The following is a 20383-nucleotide window of genomic DNA, read 5'->3' as shown; positions in this document are numbered from 1 at the left end:
GGGAAGGCGAGGGGGAGAGGCGGAAGTCGCACGAACAGGGCGTTTCCGCAGGCCGGTTACGGACGGTAGGGCGTGGGGCGGCAGCCGGGAAGGTGGACGCGTGTCCTGCCACGAACCTGCAATGCGGCGGCAACACTCGGACCGCCCGGTGTACCGAGGGGGTTGTGGAGCACAGGAATGGGTGAGGTACGCGAATCTCCCTCGGCCAAGGACGGCCCGCCGAGGAAACCGGCGGGCCGTCACGGGTGAAGAGGTCGATCAACGGCCGGACAGATGTGGAGCATCGCGATGGTGTGGCCCGTGAAGGGGAAACGGCCCGGTACGAGAACCTGTAGGGAGAGGCGCCTTGGCACCGGGTTCCGCCGCCGCGGGCTCGGTCAGGGGAGGGCCGGCGGCGAGGACAACCGTCGCCCCGCTCGATCGGACTCGCCCTCGTGGTCGAACGGGGCGGCGGCTTCTCCGGGGCCCGGGTCGGCTGCCGGGCCTGTCAGACCCAGTCGTCACCCGGGGCGATCTGGAAGTACGTACCGGTGTTGATGCGCGTGCCCACCTTGCCGTCGGTACTGTGGACGATCAGGTCTGCTCTGCCGTCTGCGTTGATGTCGGCGAAGTAGAGGCGCCCTTGGCCTGTCTGGCCGAGGTAGTTGGCCCAGCCCGAGGTCCAGTCGGTGCCGCCGTTGAAGTAGGTGCCGGTGTTGAGGCGGACGGAGACCTTGCCGTCGGTGCCGTGGACGATCAGGTCTGCTCTGCCGTCTGCGTTGATGTCGGCGAAGTAGAGGCGTCCCTGGCCTGTCTGGCCGAGGTAGTTGGCCCAGCCCGAGGTCCAGTCGGTGCCGCCGTTGAAGTAAGTGCCGGTGTTGAGGCGGACGGAGACCTTGCCGTCGGTGCCGTGGACGATCAGGTCCGCCTTCTTGTCGCCGTTGATGTCGGCGAAGTAGAGGCGTCCCTGACCCGCTTGGCCGAGGTAGTTGGCCCAGCCCGAACTCCAGCGGACACCCGCGTCGAAGCGGAGCGAGGGGCTGCCGGAGGGGGCCGCCTTCGCGGTGCGCACCGTGATGGTGCCGTCACTGCCCTGGATGACCAGATCGGCACGGCCGTCCCCGGTGACATCGGCCGGTGTCACCACTTCGCGCGGGCGCTCGCGGGCCTCCTGCGCCCAGTCATGCACACCGCTGTCGTCCACGCGCGAGGAGAGCGCGCCGGTGCGGGTCTCGGTCGCGTCCTGCCCGTAGCAACCCCCCTGCCAAGAGAGGGAGTTGATACCCACCAGTTCGGGCTTGCCGTCTTTCGGGCGGATCAGTGGCCCACCGGCGTCGCCGGCGCAGATCGCGGTGTCCTGCCCGGTGATGGCCACGTGACCGTCCTGGGCGGAATCCACCACGAACGCGCCGGTGTGCAGCGCGAGCGGTGACCACTCGGTCTTCGTGCGGCCGAACCCGGCGGCCGTCAGGGTCTCCCCGGCGGTGGGCGCGGTGGCCGCGAACGGGATCGGGGTGATCCCGGCGATTCCGGTGGTGGGCTGTGCCAGGCGGGCCAGGACCAGATCGCGCCCCTGGTAGGGGACGAGTTCGGTGATGTCGGTGACCAGACCGCTGGTGGTGGTCAGGTCGCCACGGCCGATCGTGGCGACGGTCTTCTCGGCCGGCGTGCCCGCAGCGGGCACGGCGCCCGAGGTGGGGTCGTCCACGAAGCAGGACGCGGCGGTGAGGACCCACCGGGCGTCCACCAACGCTCCTGAGCAGGCCCGTGCACCATCGCCGATGGCGAGGCGTACGGCATAGGAGTAGGTGGCATCGGTGGCCGCAGGGCCCGTGACGGCGTCCGCGGACGGCGCGCTGAGCGCCAGTGGCCCGCCGATCAGGGCGGCGGCCAGTGCGGCGCGCACAGGTCTGGTGAGCTGCATGACGAGAATCCTTGATGCGAGGTCTGCGCGGCCGGTGGCCACTGCAGAGGAGCTGATGAGGAACTCATTGCCTGCCGTGCAGGGCTCTGGTGCAAGGAGCCTGCGCCTGTCTCTGCTTGGTCGTACCGATCTTCACCAGCACGACATCGCGGCCGGAGGGAGCGAAACTCCCGCCCACCCCGGCAAGGACCTTCTGCGAGGCCTCCCGGGTGAGCCGACCGGCGTTGCCCGTCACCCGCAGGCAGATCCTGTGGGTGCGGACGGGTGCGCAGACCCTCCGCCGACCGGTGCGGGCCGGCGGAGGGCGTCGGCTGCCGAGACGGTACGCAGGAAGGGCTTCGCCTTCGCCATACGGCCCCGTGCGGGTCCTGCCTTCATCGCTGTCCCCTTCTCGTCGCTTCGGTGAGGGGAGCGAGGGCCGACGCCGCCCGTCATGGGGGACGGAACGAATCCCAGGGGAATGGATTCGGTCGAACCGCTACGGATGAGCACATTCCTATGACTTTGCCCTCCGCCGCCTCCGTAGCTCGTCACGCGGGCCCAGCGGCCCAGGAGATCCGAACGGAGGCGGCCGGGCAATGGAATCCTCTTTGGGTGCCCGTATCAACTGGCCAAACTGGGTATAGGGGGCGGCTCTCGGAGGCGGCGCGTGACATAGGTCATAGCATGGGGAGGGTTGTGCGCCCCTCACTCAAGAGCCCACAAAGGAACGGGAAAGAAAGAACCCCGTCGGGTCTCCCTGTGTCCTCTGTCCCCATGTCCCCATATCCCTGCATCCCTTCGCGTTTCCGCACCCCTCCGTGTCCACGGCCGGGCAGATCGTTCGCATGTGCTGCACGGCGCGTGGGTGAGTCGAGGGTGCGAAGAGGCGGTCCATGGAGGTGCGGTCGGAGGGCATTTTTCCGGCCGCACGTGCGTGGTCGCGCACCCGCCAGTAAATGCGGGACGACCCCTGAGGGCCGGATGGTTTCCTTAGCCGTCGCTCGGCCTTACGACGCGGCCGGAAAACGCCTCGGTCGCCCGGATATCGGCCTCCGCACGACCGCAGCTGGAGGGTGACCGGGAGCCGATCCGGCGGGCCGCACCGCGACCTGTGTCGCCGGTGGCCCGGGCAAGAGCTGTCCCCGGGGAGTCGGGGCAAGCGGAAGTGCCGAAATCCACCTTGGGCGGACGCCGGTCATGGGCATGGTGAACGGGTGCTGGATCCCGTTGCGAGCCAACCGGATCGGCTTCTCCGGGGCTGGGTGGTAACCGCGTTCGTGTGCCGTTGCCGCGGCTGTGCTGCTCGTCCCCATGGTGGCCCCGCCGCCCGGGGCGGATGCCCCCACGGTCGGCGGAGCCCCGATCAATCAGGCGGCAGGATCCATCGAGGGCTCGACGACAGGTGGAGGGGCGGGCCACCGGTGTCCCGGCGCCCGTTCACTCCTCGGTCAGCATTCCGGCGCGAAGCTTGCGCAGCAGCCGGCTGAGCAGCCGGGACACGTGCATCTGGGAGATGCCCAGTTCGGCGCCGATCTGGGCCTGAGTCAGCTCCTGGCCGAAGCGCATGTCGATGATCAGGCGCTCCCGGGCGTCCAGTTGGCCCATGAGCGGAGCGAGCGCCTGGAGGTTCTCCACGCCCTCCATGGCGGCGTCCGGCTCGCCGAGTACGTCGGCGAAGGTCCGGCCGTTCGTGTGCGGGCGGCCGGACTCACCGCTGTCGCTGGGCATGTCGAGCGAACCGGCGGTGTAGCCGTTCGAGGCGACGATGCCCTCCGTGACCTCCTCCGGCGTCAGCTGGAGATGGTCGGCGAGCTCCTGGACCGTCGGGTCGCGGTCCAGCTCCAGGGCGAGGAGATCCTTGGCCTTGGCGAGGTCGACCCGCAGCTCCTGGAGCCGCCGGGGCACGTGGACGGCCCAGCTGGTGTCACGGAAGAACCGCTTGATCTCGCCGACGATGTACGGCACGGCGAAGGAGGTGAACTCCACTTCGCGCGAGAGGTCGAACCGGTCGATGGCTTTGATCAGCCCGATGGTGCCGACCTGGACGATGTCCTCCATGTCCCCGCTGCCCCGGTTGCGGAACCGGCCGGCGGCGAAGCGGACCAGCGAGAGGTTCATCTCGATCAGCGTGTTGCGCGCGTACTGGTACGCGTGGGTGCCCTCTTCCAGTTCCTGCAGCCGGTCGAAGAAGACGCGCGAGAGCTGGCGTGCGTCCTGAGGGGCGACTTTCCCGGCGTCCTCGATCCACGGAAGTCCCTCCAGCACCTCCGCTCTCTCCGTGCTGGTGATCCGTGCCGTGTGTGCGGTCATCCCGTCACGCTCCCCTGGTCGAGTGCCCTCAGGTACTGGCACCTTCCCCGGGTCCGGAACCTCATGCGCCGTCAGCGAAATTGATCGGGGCACCAGTTCGGAATTGGCCGGGAAGCGTTGCTGCCAGCGTGGACCCGCCCTCACCGGAGGAGCCGCGGGCCCGTGGGCGTACGGAACCGCCCCACCGGTACGGGGGAGCCCGGTGGGGCGGTCGCCACCAGAGTGCCACAGGTGGGCACCGCAGGAAGGCGGACCGGCCAGGCTTCCTCCGTCCGTGACACCACCCACCGTCGGAGCGGGGAATACCGGATCGCCGTAGGCGCTTTTCGCCAGATGCGGCGCCACTCTCCGGGGCCGCCCACCAGGAACACCGGAGCGAGGAAAGCATGTCCGAGGCATACGTCACCGATCACCGCGGAGCCCCCGCGAGCAGGGGGAGCGGCCCGGTGGGCACTCCGGCTCCTTGGCAGGAGAGTTCCGGTCATGGGTTCCACCCTCTGGACAATCCGTCCCTCTCGGCGCTGAGCGGCCCCCAGGCGCACCTCGCCGAACGGCTCGGCCGCGTCCTCCGCTACCCCGCCGACATGGCGCCCTGGTTCGCCCTGCCGCAGGAGCCGGATGCGAAGGACTGGGCGGACGCCGCCGCGCTCGCCGGGCCCGGCGCTCCGGTCATGCTCATGGGTGTCCGGCAGGCGCCGCCCGAGGGCTGGGAGATCGGCTTCGAGGCCGAAGGTGTCCAGTTGACCGGTGAGGGACTGCGCCCCGAGTCGTACCCGGAGGCGGTGCGGCTCGGCGCCGAGGACGTGCCGGAGATGCTGGAACTGGTCGAGCGCACCCGCCCCGGACCCTTCCTGCCGCGCACGGTCGAACTCGGTACGTACCTCGGCGTCCGGCGGGACGGGGTACTGGTCGCGATGGCGGGGGAACGGGTGCGCCCGACGGGCTGGAGCGAGATCAGCGCGGTCTGCACCGACCCGTCCGTCCGGGGCCAGGGCCTCGCGACCCGGCTGGTCCTGGCCGTCGCCCACGTGATCACGGCGCGTGGTGAGACGCCGTTCCTGCACGCCGCGGCCGAGAACACCGGGGCGATCCGGCTCTACGAGTCCCTCGGCTTCCGCCTCCGCCGTACGACCTTCTTCCGGGGCGCGACGACTCCCCCGCCCCTGCCCTCCCCGGTGCTGGGCGCCTGATCGCCACCCCGGTCGCCCCGGGGCGCCCCGGTCGCCCCGCTCGCCCCGGTCGATTCCCGCCGAGGCGACCGGGGTGAGGTGTGCCGGGCCGGGCCCGCGGTCGCGGAGTGCCTGATCGCGCGCCCCTCTCCCGGCGTCACTGATCCGGGGTGCCGTAGGAAAAGGTTCTTTTCCTGGAGGAAAAGTCCCTCCGCGACAGGTGTCCCATGGGGACATTTTTAGGTGTACGGTGCAAACATGACCACGGAGCAGAAGGAACCGGAGAGGCGGGGCCGCAAGGCACGCCAGACCCGGGAGACGCTGGCCCGGGCCGCGTTCGAGCTCGTGCTCGACCGGGGGCTGCGCGAGGTGACGGTCGAGGAGATCGCGGAAGCGGCCGACGTCGACAGGCGTACCTTCAGCCGGTACTTCCGGAGCAAGGAGGACGCGGTCCTCGACGCCGTACGCGGCGACGGCCACCGCATCAACGACGCCCTGCGCGCCCGGCCCGCCGCCGAGCCCCCGCTCACCGCCTACCGGCGCGCCGTACTCGACTGGCTCGACGACACGGCCGCCGGGCCCTGGCACCTGCGTCCCCGGATCTTCGACCTGCTGGTCCTGTCCAAGGAGGAACCGACCCTCTACGCGGCGTACCACCACATCCGGGTGGACGCCCAGGAGGAGTCGATCGTCATCCTCGCGGACCGGCTCGGCGTGGACCCCCGCGAGGACCTCCGTCCCGCGGTGGCAGTCGCCGCGGGAGCCGGAGCCCTGCTCGCCGCCCAGGCCGCCTGGGTCCGCGGCGGCCTCCCGGCCGCCCTGCCCGACCTCGTGGTCCAGGCGTTCGACGCCCTTTCCTCGGACCTCCTGACCCCGGTCCCACAAGGCCGGCGCACCGCAGCACCACAGAAAGAAGCACCCCATCATGAGCACTGACCTCTCCACCTCCTACGCGTCGGAATTCACCGGCAAGGTCGCGCTGGTCACCGGCGGTGCCTCCGGCATCGGCTTGGCCCTGTCGCGGCGCCTCGCGGCCGGCGGCGCGGCGGTCGTCGTCGCCGACTACGACGAGGAGGGCGCCCGCAAGGCCGTCGCGGAGCTGACCGCCACCGGCGCACGCGCCGCCGCCGTCCGTCTGGACGTCACCGACCCCGCCTCCGTCGAAGCGGGCGTCCGGTTCGCCGTCGACACCTTCGGCTCCCTGCACCTCGCCGTGAACAACGCCGGCATCGGCGGCCCCGCCGCCCCGACCGGCGAGTACGCCGTCGAGGACTGGAACCGCGTCGTCGCGACCAACCTCAGCGGCGTCTTCCACTCGATGCGCTACGAGATCCCCGAGCTCCTCAAGGTCGGCGGCGGCGCCATCGTCAACATCTCCTCCATCCTCGGCACCAACGGCTTCGCCCAGTCGCCGGCCTACGTCGCCGCCAAGCACGGCGTCGTCGGTCTGACCAAGACGGCGGCCCTGGAGTACGCCGCGCAGAACATCCGCGTCAACGCCGTGGGTCCGGGCTTCATCGACACCCCGCTGCTGCGCGACACCGAGGGCCCGGCGCGCGACCACCTGATCTCGCTCCACCCGGCGGGCCGTCTGGGTACCTCGGAGGAGGTCGCCGAACTGGCCGCGTTCCTGCTCTCCGACCGCGCCTCCTTCATCCACGGCAGCTACCACCTGGTGGACGGCGGCTACTCCGCCTCCTGACCGCTCTCCCCCGGAGACACGCCAGGGGTGACCGGACACAGATCAACGAGGCACGCCACCGGGAGACCGGCCGAGACCCGGCCGGACCGGCGGCGAGCCCGGTACAGAACAGAGGGAAGAACATGAAGGCAGTTCAGTACCGCACCGTCGGCGCGGCACCCGAGGTCGTCGAGATACCGAAGCCCGTCCCCGGACCCGGCCAGATCCTGCTGAAGGTCACCGCCGCCGGGGTCTGCCACTCCGACATCGCCGTGATGAGCTGGTCCGCCGAGCAGCTCACCTACCCGCTGCCGCTCACCCTCGGCCACGAGGGCGTCGGAACCGTGGTCGAGCTGGGCGAAGGCGCCGAGGGCGTCTCGGTCGGGGACAACGTCGCCGTCTACGGTCCCTGGGGCTGTGGCACCTGCGTGAACTGCGCCGAGGGCCGTGAGAACTACTGCCTGCGCGCCGAAGAGCTCGGCATCATGCCGCCCGGACTCGGCAACCCCGGCGCCATGGCCGAGTACATGATCGTCGACAACGCGCGGCACCTGGTCCAGATCGGCGATCTCGACCCGGTCACGACCGTCTCCCTGACCGACGCGGGCCTCACGCCCTACCACGCGATCAAGCGCTCGCTGCCGAAGCTGACGCCCGGCGCCACGGCCGTCGTCATCGGCACCGGCGGCCTCGGCCACGTCGCCATCCAGCTGTTGCGCGCGATGACCGCCGTCAAGGTCATCGCCCTCGACGTCACCGAGGACAAGCTGGAGCTGGCCCGCAAGGTCGGCGCCCACGAGACCGTCCTCTCCGACGAGCATGCCGCCGCCAAGGTCCGCGAGCTCACCGGCGGGACCGGCGCCAAGGTCGTGCTGGACTTCGTCGGAGTCGACGCGACCGTGAAGACGGCCGGAGCGGTCGCCTCCGTCGACAGCGACGTCACCATCGTCGGTATCGGCGGCGGTCTCCTGCCCGTCGGCTTCGGTGTGCTGCCGTTCGCCACCTCGGTCACCGCGCCGTACTGGGGCTCCCGCAAGGAGCTCGCCGAGGTCATCGAGCTTGCGCACGCCGGCGCCGTCGATGTCCACGTCGAGACGTTTTCCATCGACGAGGCGCCGCTCGCCTACGAGCGGCTGCACGACGGCAAGATCAACGGCCGGGCCGTCATCCTCCCCAACGGCTGACACACTCCGGGTCCTGTTCGTCCTCCCCCGGGGCGGGCGGGACCCGGCCTCTTCGTCGCTCGTGCGCGGTCGGTACGCGTACAGCGCCACCCGACGCGGGCCGCCGAACCACGGCGACGGCCCGCGTCGGCATGTCCACTCGCCGGCGCCGGGCACGACCCGGAAAGGCAGGCCGGAGGCGCCCCCGGCCGGCAGAGCGAACTCGAGGTACGCGCCGGCGCACCGCGGAGGCGGGACGACGGGAGGACGGCGCCCGCCGCACCGCTCGACCGTCGACCCGGACGGGAGCCGCGGCCGTCACCCGTCGTGCCGGCCCCGGCCCCCCGGCACGACTCGACCCCGGCAGAGCCCAGCATTGCGAGGGACGCCCGTCCGGCCGTTCCTCTACACTCGCGCCATGGGTTCGTACCACTGCTTCCGCTGATCCGTTCCGGCGAGGACCGTGGCAGCCCCCTGCGCGCTGCCACGGTGCATCCCGCCGACCCGGCAGCCACGCCCGCCGCGCGCCCGTCCCCGACGCGGCGCTCCCGGGTCCTCCTTCAGCGAAAGCATCAGGAACGACACCCATGTCCCCCTCGCGCGACCGCTCCCAGATCACCCTCCAGGACGTCACGCTGGCCTACGGCGACAGGACCGTCCTGGCGGACGTCTCCCTCAGCGTCGGGTCCGGTGAACACGTCGCCGTCATCGGCGAGAACGGTTCCGGCAAATCGACCCTGCTCCGGCTCATGTCCGGTGCCGAGGCCCCAGACACCGGAGAGGTCGTCACCCGGTTCCCCGACGGTGTCGGCCACCTCGCCCAGACCCTCGCCCTCGCTCCGCACCACACCGTGCGGGACGCCGTCGACACCGCCCTCGCCGAACTCCGCGCCCTGGAAAACCGCATGCGCGAAGCCGAGGCCCGGCTGTCCGGTCCCGCTCCCGCAACAGCCGAACTCATCTCCTACGGGGAGCTGCTGACCACCTATCAGGATCGTGGAGGTTACGAGGCGGACGCCCGCACCGACGCGGCGCTCGACGGTCTCGGACTTGCGCACCTGCCCCGCGACCGTCCCCTGGCCACCCTCTCCGGCGGCGAACAGTCCCGGCTGGCCCTCGCCTGCGTGCTGGCCGCCGCACCGGAGACGCTCCTGCTCGACGAGCCGACCAACCACCTCGACACGTCCGCCGTGCGCTGGCTGGAGAACCACCTGCGCGCCCACCGGGGCACGCTCGTGGTGGTCACCCACGACCGCGCGTTCCTGGAAGCCACCACCACCGTCGTCCTGGAGGTGGACCGGGATCGGCGTACCGTCACCCGCCACGGCGACGGCTGGCACGGCTACCGGACGGCGAAGGCCGCGGCGCGGCGCCGATGGGCGCAGGAGCACCAGGAGTGGCTCACCGAATTCGCGCGCGCCGAGGAGCTGGTGGAGGCCGCCGACCGGCGGGTCCGGTCCACCGGCAAGGACCCGGGGGAGGGCTTCGGCAAACACCGCCGCTCGCACGACGCCAAACTCTCCGGCCGGGTCAGGGCCGCCCGGACGCGCCGGGACGCCCTGCTCGCCGCGCCGGTGCCCCCGCCGCCGGAGCCCCTGCGCTTCACGGCCGGGCTCTCCCTCGCGACCGACGCCACGGATGTCCCCGACGCCATCGGGACCCCGGTGCCCCTGCTCGCGCTGGAGTCCGTCTCGGTGGGGGAGCGGCTGCGCCTGCCCTCGCTCGACGTGCTGCCCGGGCAACGTCTCCTGGTCACCGGCCCGAACGGCGCGGGCAAAACCACCCTGCTCAGGGTGCTCGCGGGTGACCTCGCCCCCGACTCCGGGACGGTCGCCCGGCGCGGTCGCGTCGGCTATCTCCCCCAGGAGCTGCCGGCCAGGCTGACCCGCCGCTCGCTCCTCGCCACCTATGCGGCCGGCAGGCCGGGCACGCCCGAGGAGTACGCCGGGGACCTGCTCGCCCTCGGACTCTTCCGCGCCGAGGACCTCGGTGTCGCGGTGTGCGACCTCTCCGTCGGCCAGCAGCGCAGACTCGCCCTCGCGCGGCTGGTGACCCGCTCCGCCGACGTACTCGTCCTGGACGAACCGACCAACCACATCGCCCTCGACCTGGTCGAGGAGCTGGAAGCGGCACTCGCCGTGTACGAGGGGGCGGTCGTCGTGGTCTCCCACGACCGCGCTTTCCGCGGCCGCTTCGCGGGGGACGTGCTGGAACTGCGCGACGGGCGCCCCGCCGGGGCTGCCCGGAGGACGGCCGTCGCGCAGTGGTGACCGAAGCACGCTGCGGGGCCCGGCGGCGATCCGCCGGACACGCCGGAGCCGTGCCGGACACCGCCCGCCGGTCGGGAGGGGCGCGCCCGCCGTCCACGGCGCGCCCCGCCGGACACCCCTACGGCTCCAGGTGTGCCAGCAGCCGCTCCACGAAGATTCGCTGACCGGTCACCAGCCGGGACGCCGCCTGCTCCGGGGTGCACCAGGCGACCCGGTCGATCTCGGGGAACTCCTGGACCACTCCGGAGCCCCTCGGCCACTCCATGGAGAAGGTGCCGTACACCGCGTCGGCCGGGTCCACCTCACCCTCCACCGCCCAGATGGTCACCGTCTTGCCGCTCGCCTGCCGGGACTGGCCCAGCGGAACCCAGAACCCGTCCGGCACCCGCAGCCCCACCTCCTCCTCGAACTCCCGGCGGGCCGCCGTCTCCGCCGCCTCGCCCGGCTCGTACTCGCCCTTGGGGATGGACCACGCGGCGTCCTCGCGCCCGGCCCAGAAGGGGCCTCCCATGTGCCCGAGCAGCACCTCCACACCTCTTCCGTCCGTCCCGTCCCCGGTCCGGTAGAGAAGGACTCCCGCACTGCGCTTGCTCATCGACATGTCGTCAATTCTCCGTACATCACGCCTCCGACGCCACCGGTTCAGGTATTCCGGGCGTTCCGGGAACCGGCCGGTCGTGCCGCGGGACGCGCGCCGTGCGCCGATGCCGCGTCGTGCACCCGGTGGTGCCGCGCCCCGGTCGTACGCTGTTGTCCCCGCCGTCACTCCCGCCCCCTGGCGCTGCCCGGGCGGTCCCGGCATGCTGTCCGCCACGAGGGCATGTTTCGCCCCAGCGCTGATGAACCGTCCAACCCGCCTCTCAGCAGGAGGACTTGTGCGTCGACGTCCAGGGCCGGCCGTCCGCTCCGCGCGGGCGCTCGTGCTGTTCGCCACCCTCTGCGGGGTCGCGGTGGGGGGCGTCGCCCCCGCCGCCGCCGACACGACACCCGACCCCCACCCGCGCGATGCCGCCGAGATCCTGAGACCGGTGGCACCGCCCGGCGCGAGCGCACCGGCGGGCGCCGGGAGTGCCGTCGGCCCCGTTGTCGACGATCACGGCATCGAGACCGCCCGCGCCTCCCGGCCCGTCGCGCCCGGCGTCGGCCTCACCTCCTACGACCGGCTCGAAGCCGACAAGTGGCTCCGCGTCGACGCGCTCACGGTGGACCTGAGCAAGGACGTCCGCGCCGATTACCTCTCCTCCGGGAAGGTCAGCGACCGGCGTACGGTCTCCGAAATGGCGGCCGGGCACGACGCCGGAGCGGGCCGCCGCACCGTTGCCGCCGTCAACGCGGACTTCTTCGACATCAACGAGACCGGCGCACCGCAAGGACCCGGCCTCCGGGACGGCGTCCTCGACCACTCGCCGGCCACCGGCTCCTCCCACGCGGTGGGGATCGGCCCGGAGAGCGCCGGGCGGGTGCTGGACCTGTACTTCGAGGGCACCCTCACCCTGCCCTCCGGCGACCACCCCCTCGGTGCCTACGACGCGGCCAACGTCCCCGTCGGCTCCGTGGGCGCGTACACCTCCGCCTGGGGCGGCGCGGACCGTGCTCTGACCGTGGACGCGGCGCGGCCGGTCGCGGAAGCCGTCGTACGGGACGGCCGGGTGGTCTCCGTCTCCACGGCACCCGGTGCCGGCCCCGTCCCCGAGGACACCACCGTGCTCGTCGGGCGCGAGGCCGGGGCGGAACTCCTGACGGCGCTGCGGCCCGGGGACCCGGTGGAGCTGACGTACCGGGCGCGGACCGGCGACGACGGACCGCTTCCGCGCACAGCCGTCGGGGGGCGCGAGCCGCTCGTGGTGGACGGCGTCGGACAGAACCACGACGGCGAGGCCAACAACACCGCGGCGCCCCGCACCGCGGTCGGGTTCTCCCGCGACGGCCGCACCATGCACGTCATGACCGTGGACGGCAGGCAGGCCGACAGCGGCGGGGTGACCCTCACCGAGCTCGGCCGGATGATGAGGGAGGCCGGTGCCTTCAGCGCGCTCAACCTGGACGGCGGCGGCTCCTCCACCCTGGTGGCGCGTGAACCCGGCACGGACGCCCTCCAGGTGGAGAACAGTCCTTCGGACGGCAGCGAACGCACCGTCGCCAACGGCCTCGCCCTCACCGTGCCCGACGGCAGCGGCACCCTCTCCGGGTACTGGGTGGAGACCCGCACGAGCCCGGCCGCCGCCCCCGGGGACGACCCGGTCGCGGGCGGCCACCCCGACCGCGTCTTCCCCGGTCTCACCCGTGCCCTCACCGCCGCCGGGTACGACGACACGTACGGCCCCGCGTCCGGCGCCCCGCGTTGGCGGACCACTCTCCCGGCAGTCGGAACCACCGACGCGCGCGGCCTCTTCACCGCCCGGCACGGCGGCACGACCGAGGTCGTCGCCGAGCGCGGGCGGGCCCGGGGCTCGGTCCGGCTCACCGTGCTCGGCGAACTGGCGCGCGTCCGGGCCACCACCGAGCGCCTCGGCCTCTCCGGCGAAGGCGCCACCGGAACCTTCGGGATCGTCGGATTCGACGCCCACGGCGACAGCGCCCCCGTCGAACCCCGGGACGTGACCCTCCACTACGACCGCGACCTCTTCGACGTGCGCGACGACGGCCGGGGGTCCTACACCGTCGCCGCCCGCGCCGGCTCCGGAGCGGCGGGGATCGTCACCGCCTCGGTCCACGGAGTCACCACCGCCCTGGCCGTCACGGTCGGCCTCGCCGCCCAGCCGGTCACCGACTTCAAGGACGCGGCCGCCTGGAGGTTCAGCCAGGCCCGCGCGAGCGGCTCGCTGACCGCCACCGAGGAAGGCCACACCGGCACCGGACTGAGGCTCACCTACGACTTCACCCGGGCCACCGCCACCCGCGCCGCCTACGCCGCTCCGCCGCAGCCGCTCGCGGTACCCGGTCGGCCCCAGTCCTTCACCCTCTGGATCAACGGGGACGGCAAGGGCGCCTGGCCCACCCTCCACCTCAAGGACGCCGCCGGAGCGGACCAGTTGCTCCGCGGCCCGTACGTCACCTGGACCGGCTGGCGGCAGGTCACCTTCGCCGTGCCCGCCGGGGCCCCGACCCCGCTGTCGGTGTACCGGTTCTATCTGGCGGAGACCGCCGCGGGCGCGCAGTACACCGGCGAGGTGGTGATCGACGACCTCGTCGCCCAGGTGGTGCCTGCCGCCGACCTGCCCGCCCAGGAGCCGGTGAACGACCCGGTGATCGACTCGGCGGCCGTCACGGAGGGCCGGGACTCACGGTTCGCGGTGATGTCCGACGCGCAGTTCGTCGCCCGCGACCCCGACAGCGAGATCGCCGGCCGGGCCCGGCGCACCCTGCGCGAGATCAAGGCCGCGCACCCCGACTTCCTGGTGATCGACGGCGACCTCGTGGACGAGGGCTCACCCGCCGACCTCGACTTCGCCCGCCGGATGCTGGACGAGGAACTCGGCGACGACCTGCCCTGGTACTACGTGCCGGGCAACCACGAGGTGATGGGCGGCTCGATCGGCGACTTCACCGACCGGTTCGGCCCGGCCCACCGTACGTTCGACCACGACGGCACCCGCTTCGTCACGCTCGACACCTCCAGTCTCAGCCTGCGGGGCGGCGGATACGCACAGATCCGGGAGCTCCGCGAACAGCTCGCCGCGGCGGCCACCGACCCGGACATCGGTGCCGTCGTGCTGATCGAGCACGTACCGCCGCGCGACCCCACCGTGCAGCGGGCCAGTCAGCTCGGCGACCGCAAGGAGGCCGCCCTCGTGGAGGAGTGGCTCGCCGGATTCCGGCGTACGACCGGCAAGGGGGCCGCCTTCGTCGGCGGGCACGTCGGCGTGTTCCACGCCTCGCACGTCGACGGCGTGCCCTACCTCGTCAACGGCAACTCGGGCAAGACCCCCTCCGGCCCCGCCGACGAGGGCGGGTTCACCGGCTGGAGCCTGGTCGGCACGGACCGGGTGACGCCCGCCGAACAGGCGGCCGCCCGGCGACGGCCCTGGGCGGGCGGCCCCGACTGGATCTCCGTACAGACCCGGGCGCACGTGGACGACCTCACCCTCGACGCCCCCGCCGTGCTCCCGGCGGGAGGCAGGGCCGAGGTGTCCGCCCGGATCGTCCAGGGCGCGCGTGCGGTACCGGTCGCCTTCCCGGTGAGCGCCGACTGGACGGGGTCGCCCGGCCTCAGGATCGGGGAGGCGGTCCGGTCGGCCTCCCTCTCCGGCCGGCCGGTCGCGTCCCTGGACCCGGCCACCGGCACGCTGACCGCCCTGCGGCCGGGCACCGTCACCCTCGCGGTGACCGTGAACGGTGTCACCAGGACCGCCCGCGTCACGGTCGCCGCCGACGGCACCGGGCGGCCCGCGGCCTGACCCGGGCGGCCCGGCGGGCGCGGGAATCCTCCCGCGCCCGCCGCCGCACCGTGCGGTACGCGTACGCCCCGACGGCCGCCTCAGGCACCGCCGCCCGCGAGTGCCCGCGCCGGGGCTCACCCGCGTCGAGCACGTCACGACCGCCCTTTCCGGCGCGGGGCGGGGGGCCGTTCGCACCGGGCCGGGGCTCGCCCGGTCGGGTGGTGGACCGGCCCCATGCCCTGCCGGGGCTCCGGGCCGGGCAGGTACCGGGCATGAGCGATGAGCACGCCGACCACCCCGACACCGCACACATCCGGCCCGACACAGTGAGCGACGAGACGGTCCGCGCCCTGGGCGCCCTGTCGGAGGCGCTGGAGACCACCGAGCGCGCCCGGGGCGCCCTCTACACGTTCCACCAGCTCACCGGCGGCGCCGACTTCCAGCTCGGCGACGCGGTACGGCTGCTCCGCGAGGCCGGCCACGACCGGGCTGCGGACCTGGTGGAGCGGGAGATCGTGGGCCGCAACGTCATCCCCGGCCACTGGACCTTCCAGATCGTCGAGGCGTACGACCGCACCTACTACCGCCCCTTCGCCGAGACCGAGCGGCGCCTGACCGACGAACTCGCGGCGGGGCGGACCCATTTGTATGAGGCGGAGCTGAAGGAGGCCCGCAGGACCCGGGGCCGCCCCGATCACACAGCGCGCCCGGGCGCCCGGCCCGAGGAGCGGTAGGGGAGCCGCACGGAAGTGGCGGGGACCGGCCGGGCGCCCCCGCACCACCCCGCCCCCCGGCCGGTACGACGGCGTCCCGCACACTGGTGGTCCGTCACCCGTTCGAGCGAGGCGAGCCATGGCTTTGCAGATCAGCGCCACCAACCCGGAACACCCCGCGCTCCTCCTGGAGCTGCCGTGGGGCCTGCCGCTGGAGGAGTGGCCGGAGAAGTACCTCGTGCCGCTGCCGCGCGGCATCTCCCGCCACGTGGTGCGCTACGCCCGCGCCGGGGCCGACGTGATCGCCGTCAAGGAACTCGCCGAACGTCCCGCCGTCCGCGAGTACGACCAGCTCCGCACGCTCGACCGGCTCGGGATACCCGCGGTCGACCCCCTCGCCGTCGTCACCGGACGCACCGGCGCGGACGGGGCGCCGCTGGAGCCCGTACTCGTCACCCGGCACCTCAACGGCTCGCTGCCCTACCGCTCGATGTTCGAGACCACGATGCGCCCTTCCACCGTGCACCGGCTGATGGACGCCCTCGCGGTACTGCTCGTCCGGCTGCACCTCGTCGGATTCGCCTGGGGCGACTGCTCGCTCTCCAACACCCTCTTCCGGCGGGACGCGGGCGCCTACGCCGCCTACCTCGTCGACGCCGAGACGGGCGAGACCCACGAGCGGCTCAGCGACGGCCAGCGCGAGTACGACATCGACCTCGCCCGCGTCAACATCAGCGGCGAGATGCTCGACCTGGAGGCCGCCGGAGCGCTGCACCCCTCGGTGGACCCGATCGCGTTCGGCGCCGAGATCTCCCGGCGGTACACCGCGCTGTGGCAGGAGCTGACCCGTACCTCCGTCTACCCGGCGGGCAAGTACCACTACATCGAGCGTCGGGTGCGCCGGCTCAACGAGATGGGCTTCGACGTGGCGGAGATGCAGATCGTCAACTCCCCGGACGGGGACACCGTCACCTTTGTACCCAAGGTCGTCGACGCCGGCCACCACCAGCGCCAGCTGCTGCGCCTGACCGGCCTCGACACCGAGGAGAACCAGGCGCGCAGGCTCCTCAACGACCTCGAAGGCTGGATGGCCACGCAGGAGGACTACGCCCCCGGCGATCCGCTCGGGGCGCGTACCGAGGTCCTCGCGCACCGATGGGTCCGCGACCAGTTCCGGCCCACGGTCCGTGCCGTCCCGCTCGAGCTGCGGGGCTCCATGGACCCGGCCGAGCTCTACCACGAGCTGCTGGAGCACCGGTGGTTCCTCTCCGAGCGCGCCCAGCGCGACATCGGCCTCGAGGTGGCGGTGGCGGACTACACCGCCACCAGGTCCCCCCGGGCCGAAGCGCCCGCGACGGTGGAGACCGACGAGGAGTAGCGGGCAGCCGACGGCCGGTGGCCGGGCGCAGGACGGTCCGGACCGGCCGCCGAGATGCGTCGGCCCCGTCCTGCTGCTTCGCTGGGAGCGTCGGATGCCCAGCGGACGAGGAGTGGTGATGAGCGGAGCGGACGAACCCGCCAAGCTGGCCCAGCAGATGCGGGACAAGGCACGGCAACTGAGCGAGGCGGCCGAGAGCGCCAAAGACCCCGACGAGCGACAGCGCCTCGCGGACAAGGCCCGCAAGATGCGGGACCGCAGCGAGCAGCAGTCCGGAATGAGCAGCGGGGACATCTACCCGCAGCTGTAGGACGGACCGCCCGGGGCTCCTTCCGCGCGCCCGCCACCGCAGGCCGCGCCGATCCGCACGCGGCGGGTCGGCGCGAGCGGACCGGCCCCCGGGGCCGCGCGGGGGAGCCGCCGGCGCCCCGGGTGTGGCACATGCGTGGCTCATCGGCCGCGGGCCCACGATCTCCCTCGGGAGCGCGGCCCGCCCCCGCCGTGTTCCCTCAGTCCTTCGCGCCCCCGCCCTGCGCCCCCTCAGCCCCTCAGCTCCGCGAGGTGGGCGCGCATCTCGTCCGCGGCGCGGGTGAACCAGTCCGCGAGCACCGCCGTCTCCTCGGGCGAGTAGTCGGCGAAGAGAGCTGTCAGCCGCCGGTAGAAGGGCTCGTACACCGCGACCACCCGGCCCGCCGCGGATTCGTCGGCGACGATCCGGACCCTTCGGCGGTCCCCTGGGTCGGGCTGCCGACGGGCGAACCCCGCGCGCTCCAGCCGGTTGAGCACTCCGGTGATGGCGCCGGTCGTCAGGTCGGCCCGTTCGGCGAGGTCGCCTGCGGTCAGGGCGCCGGGGCCCGCCCCGAGGATGTGCCCGAGGCAGGTCAGATCCGTGACGTTGAGCCCCAGCGACTGGGCGACGTCGCTCTGGCCCACCAAGCTCAACGCGACGAACCGGTCCATGCGCTGAAGTGCCTGCTCGGCCGAGGCCACGGGGCGGGGTTTGCCCTCCACGAGCATTCTCCTTAGCATCTAAGTTACTTAGCTCGTGAGATGAAATATCTCGTCGGAGCCTACCCCTGCCATTTTCCTGGACCGGAGAAGCGATGAGCGCACACGATGATGTCGACCTCGGCCACACCCTGGCGGGCTGGACCGGAACGGCCCTCGCTCTCGTCGGCGTCACGGGAGCCGGAGCCGCCGTCTGCGCGGCTTCCGTGCCCGGTGTGCTGCTGTCCGGGGCGGTGACCCTCGCGGCGGGCGTCGTCACCTGGCTGCTGCACCTGGCGGGCTGGGGAAAGCCCGGCGGCCCGCGGCCTCCGGCCGAGTGGAGTTGGCGCGTACGTGATGCCGGAGCCCGCGCCGGACATCCCGACTGCCTCGGGTGCCGGATGGGCGGTCGGCGCACGACCCGGGCAGAGGAAGTGCCCGTAGCGGTGTCCACGCCCGTGACCTGCTGAAACGTCGGATCGGCCAGGCGGTCGGGCCCCGTGACGCCCCGCCCGTAAATTCCCGGCACCGGCCGGGCGGGGCTGTTATCGTGGACGGCACGTGATCAGCGATGTGATCATCGATGAAGGAGAGCAGCTGTGAAGGGTGACGACGACATCTCCGGGTGACACCCGAAGGTGATCGGCCACCGGCAGGCGCGTGTCGCGCCGCTGGGACGGCTTCCGTTGTCGTACCCCCACCCTGTTCGCCGCCGGGCGACCGCTTCGACGCGCGCCCGCATCACGTCACGAGGACGCCCATGTCCACCCCCTCCCTCACCTGCTCGAACCTCTCCTTCTCCTGGCCCGACGGCACCCCCGTCTTCCAGGGCCTCTCCTTCACCCTCGGCGCCGGCCGCACCGGACTCGTCGCGCCCAACGGCGCGGGCAAGAGCACCCTGCTCAAGCTGATCGCCGGTGAGTACCGGCCGACCCGGGGCTCCGTCTCGGTGGACGGCGTGCTCGGCCACCTCCCGCAGGACCTGCCGCTCACCGGCGGCCTCACCGTGGCAGAAGTGCTCGGCGTCGCCCCGGTGGTCCGCGCGCTCGACGCCATCGAGTCCGGCGACACCAGCGAGGACCTCTTCGCCGTGATCGGCGACGACTGGGACATCGAGGAACGCACCAGGGCCCAACTCGACCGCCTCGGCCTCGAAGATGTCACCCTGGCGCAGCCCCTGGACACCCTCAGCGGCGGGCGGATCGTCTCGCTCGGAATCGCGGCTCAGCTCCTCGAGCGCCCCGACGTCCTCCTCCTCGACGAGCCGAGCAACAACCTCGACCTCGACGCGCGCCAGAGGCTCTACACCGTGATCGAGGAGTGGAACGGCTGCCTGCTCCTGGTCAGCCACGACCGGGAACTGCTCGACCGGATGGACCGCATCGCCGAGCTCGACCGGGGTGAAGTCCGTTTCCACGGAGGCAACTTCACCGCCTACGAGGAAATGGTGCGGGCGGAGCAGGAGGTCGCCGAGAAGAACGTCCGCAGCGCCGAGCAGGAGGTGAAGCGGGAGAAGCGGGAGATGCAGCAGGCGCGCGAACGCGCCCAACGCCGGTCGAGCAACGCCGCCCGCACCCTCAAGAGCGCCGGGCTGCCCAGAATCGTGGCGGGCGGACTGAAGCGCAGCGCCCAGGTGTCGGCGGCCAAGGCGGACGGTACGCACGCCGCCCGCGTCGGGGACGCCCGTACCCGGCTCGACCAGGCGGGCCGCGCGCTCCGCGACGACCAGCGGATCACCCTGGAACTGCCCGGGACCCGCGTCCCCGCGGGACGGACCGTCTTCCTCGGCGAAGGCGTCCGGGTCCGACGCGGGGGGCGCGAGCTGTTCGGCGGGGAGGGGGTGCACCTGGAGATCCGCGGCCCCGAGCGGATCGCGCTCACCGGCGCCAACGGGGCGGGCAAGTCCACCCTGTTGCGGATCGTCCAGGGCGAGCAGGTGCCGGAGAGCGGAACCCTGCGGCGCGCCGACGGCCGCATCGCGTACCTCTCCCAACGCCTCGACCTGCTCGACTCCGGGCGGACCGTCGCCGAGAACTTCGCGGCGTTCGCGCCCGCCCTGCCGGAGGCGGAACGGATGAATCTGCTGGCCCGCTTCCTCTTCAGGGGCACGCGTGCGCACCTGCCGGTGTCGGCGCTCTCCGGCGGCGAACGGCTGCGCGCCACCCTCGCCTGCGTCCTCCACGCCGAACCGGCGCCGCAGCTCCTGTTGCTGGACGAACCCACCAACAACCTCGACCTGGTCAGCGTCGGCCAGTTGGAGGCCGCGCTCAACGCCTACCAGGGGGCCTTCGTCGTCGTCAGCCACGACGAACGCTTCCTCGCGGAGATCGGGGTGAACCGGCGGCTCGGGCTGAGCGACGGACGACTCACGGAGGCGGACGCGCCCGGCGACGACTGACCGCCGGGCGTTCCCTCCGACCGCGCCCGCGCCCGAGGCCCTGCCCGGCG

General features: G+C 72.6%; 16 protein-coding genes. 11 read left to right on the top strand and 5 right to left on the bottom strand.

Annotation, left to right across the window (positions count from 1 at the left end; all coding sequences use genetic code 11):
- Positions 1-487: 487 nt before the first annotated feature.
- From ACFYPN_RS22645 to ACFYPN_RS22635, 3 genes are all read right to left on the bottom strand, one after another.
- Positions 488-1903 carry a trypsin-like serine protease gene (locus ACFYPN_RS22645; RefSeq protein WP_389300515.1) on the bottom strand — a complete coding sequence of 472 codons (1416 nt, stop codon included), beginning with the start codon at positions 1901-1903 and terminating at the stop codon, positions 488-490.
- 64 nt (positions 1904-1967) lie between these two features.
- Positions 1968-2138, bottom strand: a complete 171-nt coding sequence (locus tag ACFYPN_RS22640; RefSeq protein ID WP_389300512.1) for a hypothetical protein — start codon at positions 2136-2138, stop codon at positions 1968-1970.
- Positions 2139-3322: 1184 nt separating this feature from the next.
- A complete protein-coding gene (locus tag ACFYPN_RS22635) occupies positions 3323-4195 on the bottom strand; it encodes a SigB/SigF/SigG family RNA polymerase sigma factor (RefSeq protein ID WP_358757786.1) in 873 nt (290 codons plus the stop codon).
- 386 nt (positions 4196-4581) lie between these two features.
- Here ACFYPN_RS22635 and ACFYPN_RS22630 point away from each other — a divergent pair, with 386 nt between their 5' ends.
- The 5 genes from ACFYPN_RS22630 to abc-f all read left to right on the top strand — a co-directional run bounded on the left by ACFYPN_RS22630 (position 4582) and on the right by abc-f (position 10478).
- A complete protein-coding gene (locus tag ACFYPN_RS22630; protein ID WP_389300509.1) occupies positions 4582-5385 on the top strand; it encodes a GNAT family N-acetyltransferase in 804 nt (267 codons plus the stop codon).
- 237 nt (positions 5386-5622) lie between these two features.
- Positions 5623-6300 (top strand): TetR family transcriptional regulator, encoded by a 678-nt coding sequence (locus tag ACFYPN_RS22625; protein ID WP_358757790.1) that lies wholly within the window; start codon positions 5623-5625, stop codon positions 6298-6300.
- The gene (locus ACFYPN_RS22620; RefSeq protein WP_389300506.1) at positions 6290-7066 is read left to right on the top strand and encodes an SDR family NAD(P)-dependent oxidoreductase; all 777 of its coding nucleotides are present in this window, start codon (positions 6290-6292) and stop codon (positions 7064-7066) included. The genes ACFYPN_RS22625 and ACFYPN_RS22620 overlap by 11 nt, the downstream gene beginning before the upstream one ends.
- A 122-nt stretch (positions 7067-7188) precedes the next feature.
- Complete coding sequence (locus ACFYPN_RS22615) at positions 7189-8229, top strand: NAD(P)-dependent alcohol dehydrogenase (protein ID WP_358757794.1); 1041 nt, start codon at positions 7189-7191, stop codon at positions 8227-8229.
- Positions 8230-8795: 566 nt separating this feature from the next.
- On the top strand, positions 8796-10478 hold the full coding sequence (abc-f, locus tag ACFYPN_RS22610; protein ID WP_389300503.1) for a ribosomal protection-like ABC-F family protein: 1683 nt from the start codon (positions 8796-8798) through the stop codon (positions 10476-10478).
- A gap of 118 nt (positions 10479-10596) precedes the next feature.
- Here the strand turns inward: abc-f and ACFYPN_RS22605 are convergent, their stop codons facing one another.
- Positions 10597-11079 (bottom strand): NUDIX domain-containing protein, encoded by a 483-nt coding sequence (locus ACFYPN_RS22605; RefSeq protein ID WP_358757798.1) that lies wholly within the window; start codon positions 11077-11079, stop codon positions 10597-10599.
- Positions 11080-11353: 274 nt separating this feature from the next.
- Between ACFYPN_RS22605 and ACFYPN_RS22600 the strand changes: the two genes are divergently transcribed.
- From ACFYPN_RS22600 to ACFYPN_RS22585, 4 genes are all read left to right on the top strand, one after another.
- On the top strand, positions 11354-14875 hold the full coding sequence (locus tag ACFYPN_RS22600) for a phosphodiester glycosidase family protein (protein ID WP_389300500.1): 3522 nt from the start codon (positions 11354-11356) through the stop codon (positions 14873-14875).
- A gap of 254 nt (positions 14876-15129) precedes the next feature.
- Complete coding sequence (locus ACFYPN_RS22595) at positions 15130-15591, top strand: hypothetical protein (RefSeq protein WP_389300498.1); 462 nt, start codon at positions 15130-15132, stop codon at positions 15589-15591.
- A gap of 118 nt (positions 15592-15709) precedes the next feature.
- A complete protein-coding gene (locus tag ACFYPN_RS22590; RefSeq protein ID WP_358757803.1) occupies positions 15710-16948 on the top strand; it encodes a DUF4032 domain-containing protein in 1239 nt (412 codons plus the stop codon).
- Positions 16949-17066: 118 nt separating this feature from the next.
- The gene (locus tag ACFYPN_RS22585) at positions 17067-17258 is read left to right on the top strand and encodes a DUF6381 family protein (RefSeq protein ID WP_358757805.1); all 192 of its coding nucleotides are present in this window, start codon (positions 17067-17069) and stop codon (positions 17256-17258) included.
- Positions 17259-17488: 230 nt separating this feature from the next.
- On the opposite strand, the gene ACFYPN_RS22580 is transcribed toward ACFYPN_RS22585, so the two are convergent.
- Positions 17489-17959: a MarR family transcriptional regulator gene (locus ACFYPN_RS22580; RefSeq protein ID WP_389300495.1), complete on the bottom strand. Its 471-nt coding sequence runs from the start codon at positions 17957-17959 to the stop codon at positions 17489-17491.
- A gap of 92 nt (positions 17960-18051) precedes the next feature.
- Between ACFYPN_RS22580 and ACFYPN_RS22575 the strand changes: the two genes are divergently transcribed.
- Together ACFYPN_RS22575 and ACFYPN_RS22570 are read left to right on the top strand one after the other, a co-directional pair.
- Entirely contained in the window at positions 18052-18405 is a 354-nt protein-coding gene (locus tag ACFYPN_RS22575) for an HGxxPAAW family protein (protein ID WP_358757809.1), read from the top strand.
- Between the two features lie 290 nt (positions 18406-18695).
- Positions 18696-20333: an ABC-F family ATP-binding cassette domain-containing protein gene (locus ACFYPN_RS22570; protein ID WP_389300491.1), complete on the top strand. Its 1638-nt coding sequence runs from the start codon at positions 18696-18698 to the stop codon at positions 20331-20333.
- Positions 20334-20383: the final 50 nt, after the last annotated feature.

This window comes from Streptomyces sp. NPDC005576 (assembly GCF_042871745.1).
Taxonomy (GTDB): Bacteria; Actinomycetota; Actinomycetes; order Streptomycetales; family Streptomycetaceae; genus Streptomyces.
Note: the sequence above shows the minus strand (reverse complement) of the source record. Positions and strands in the feature narration are given on the sequence as shown.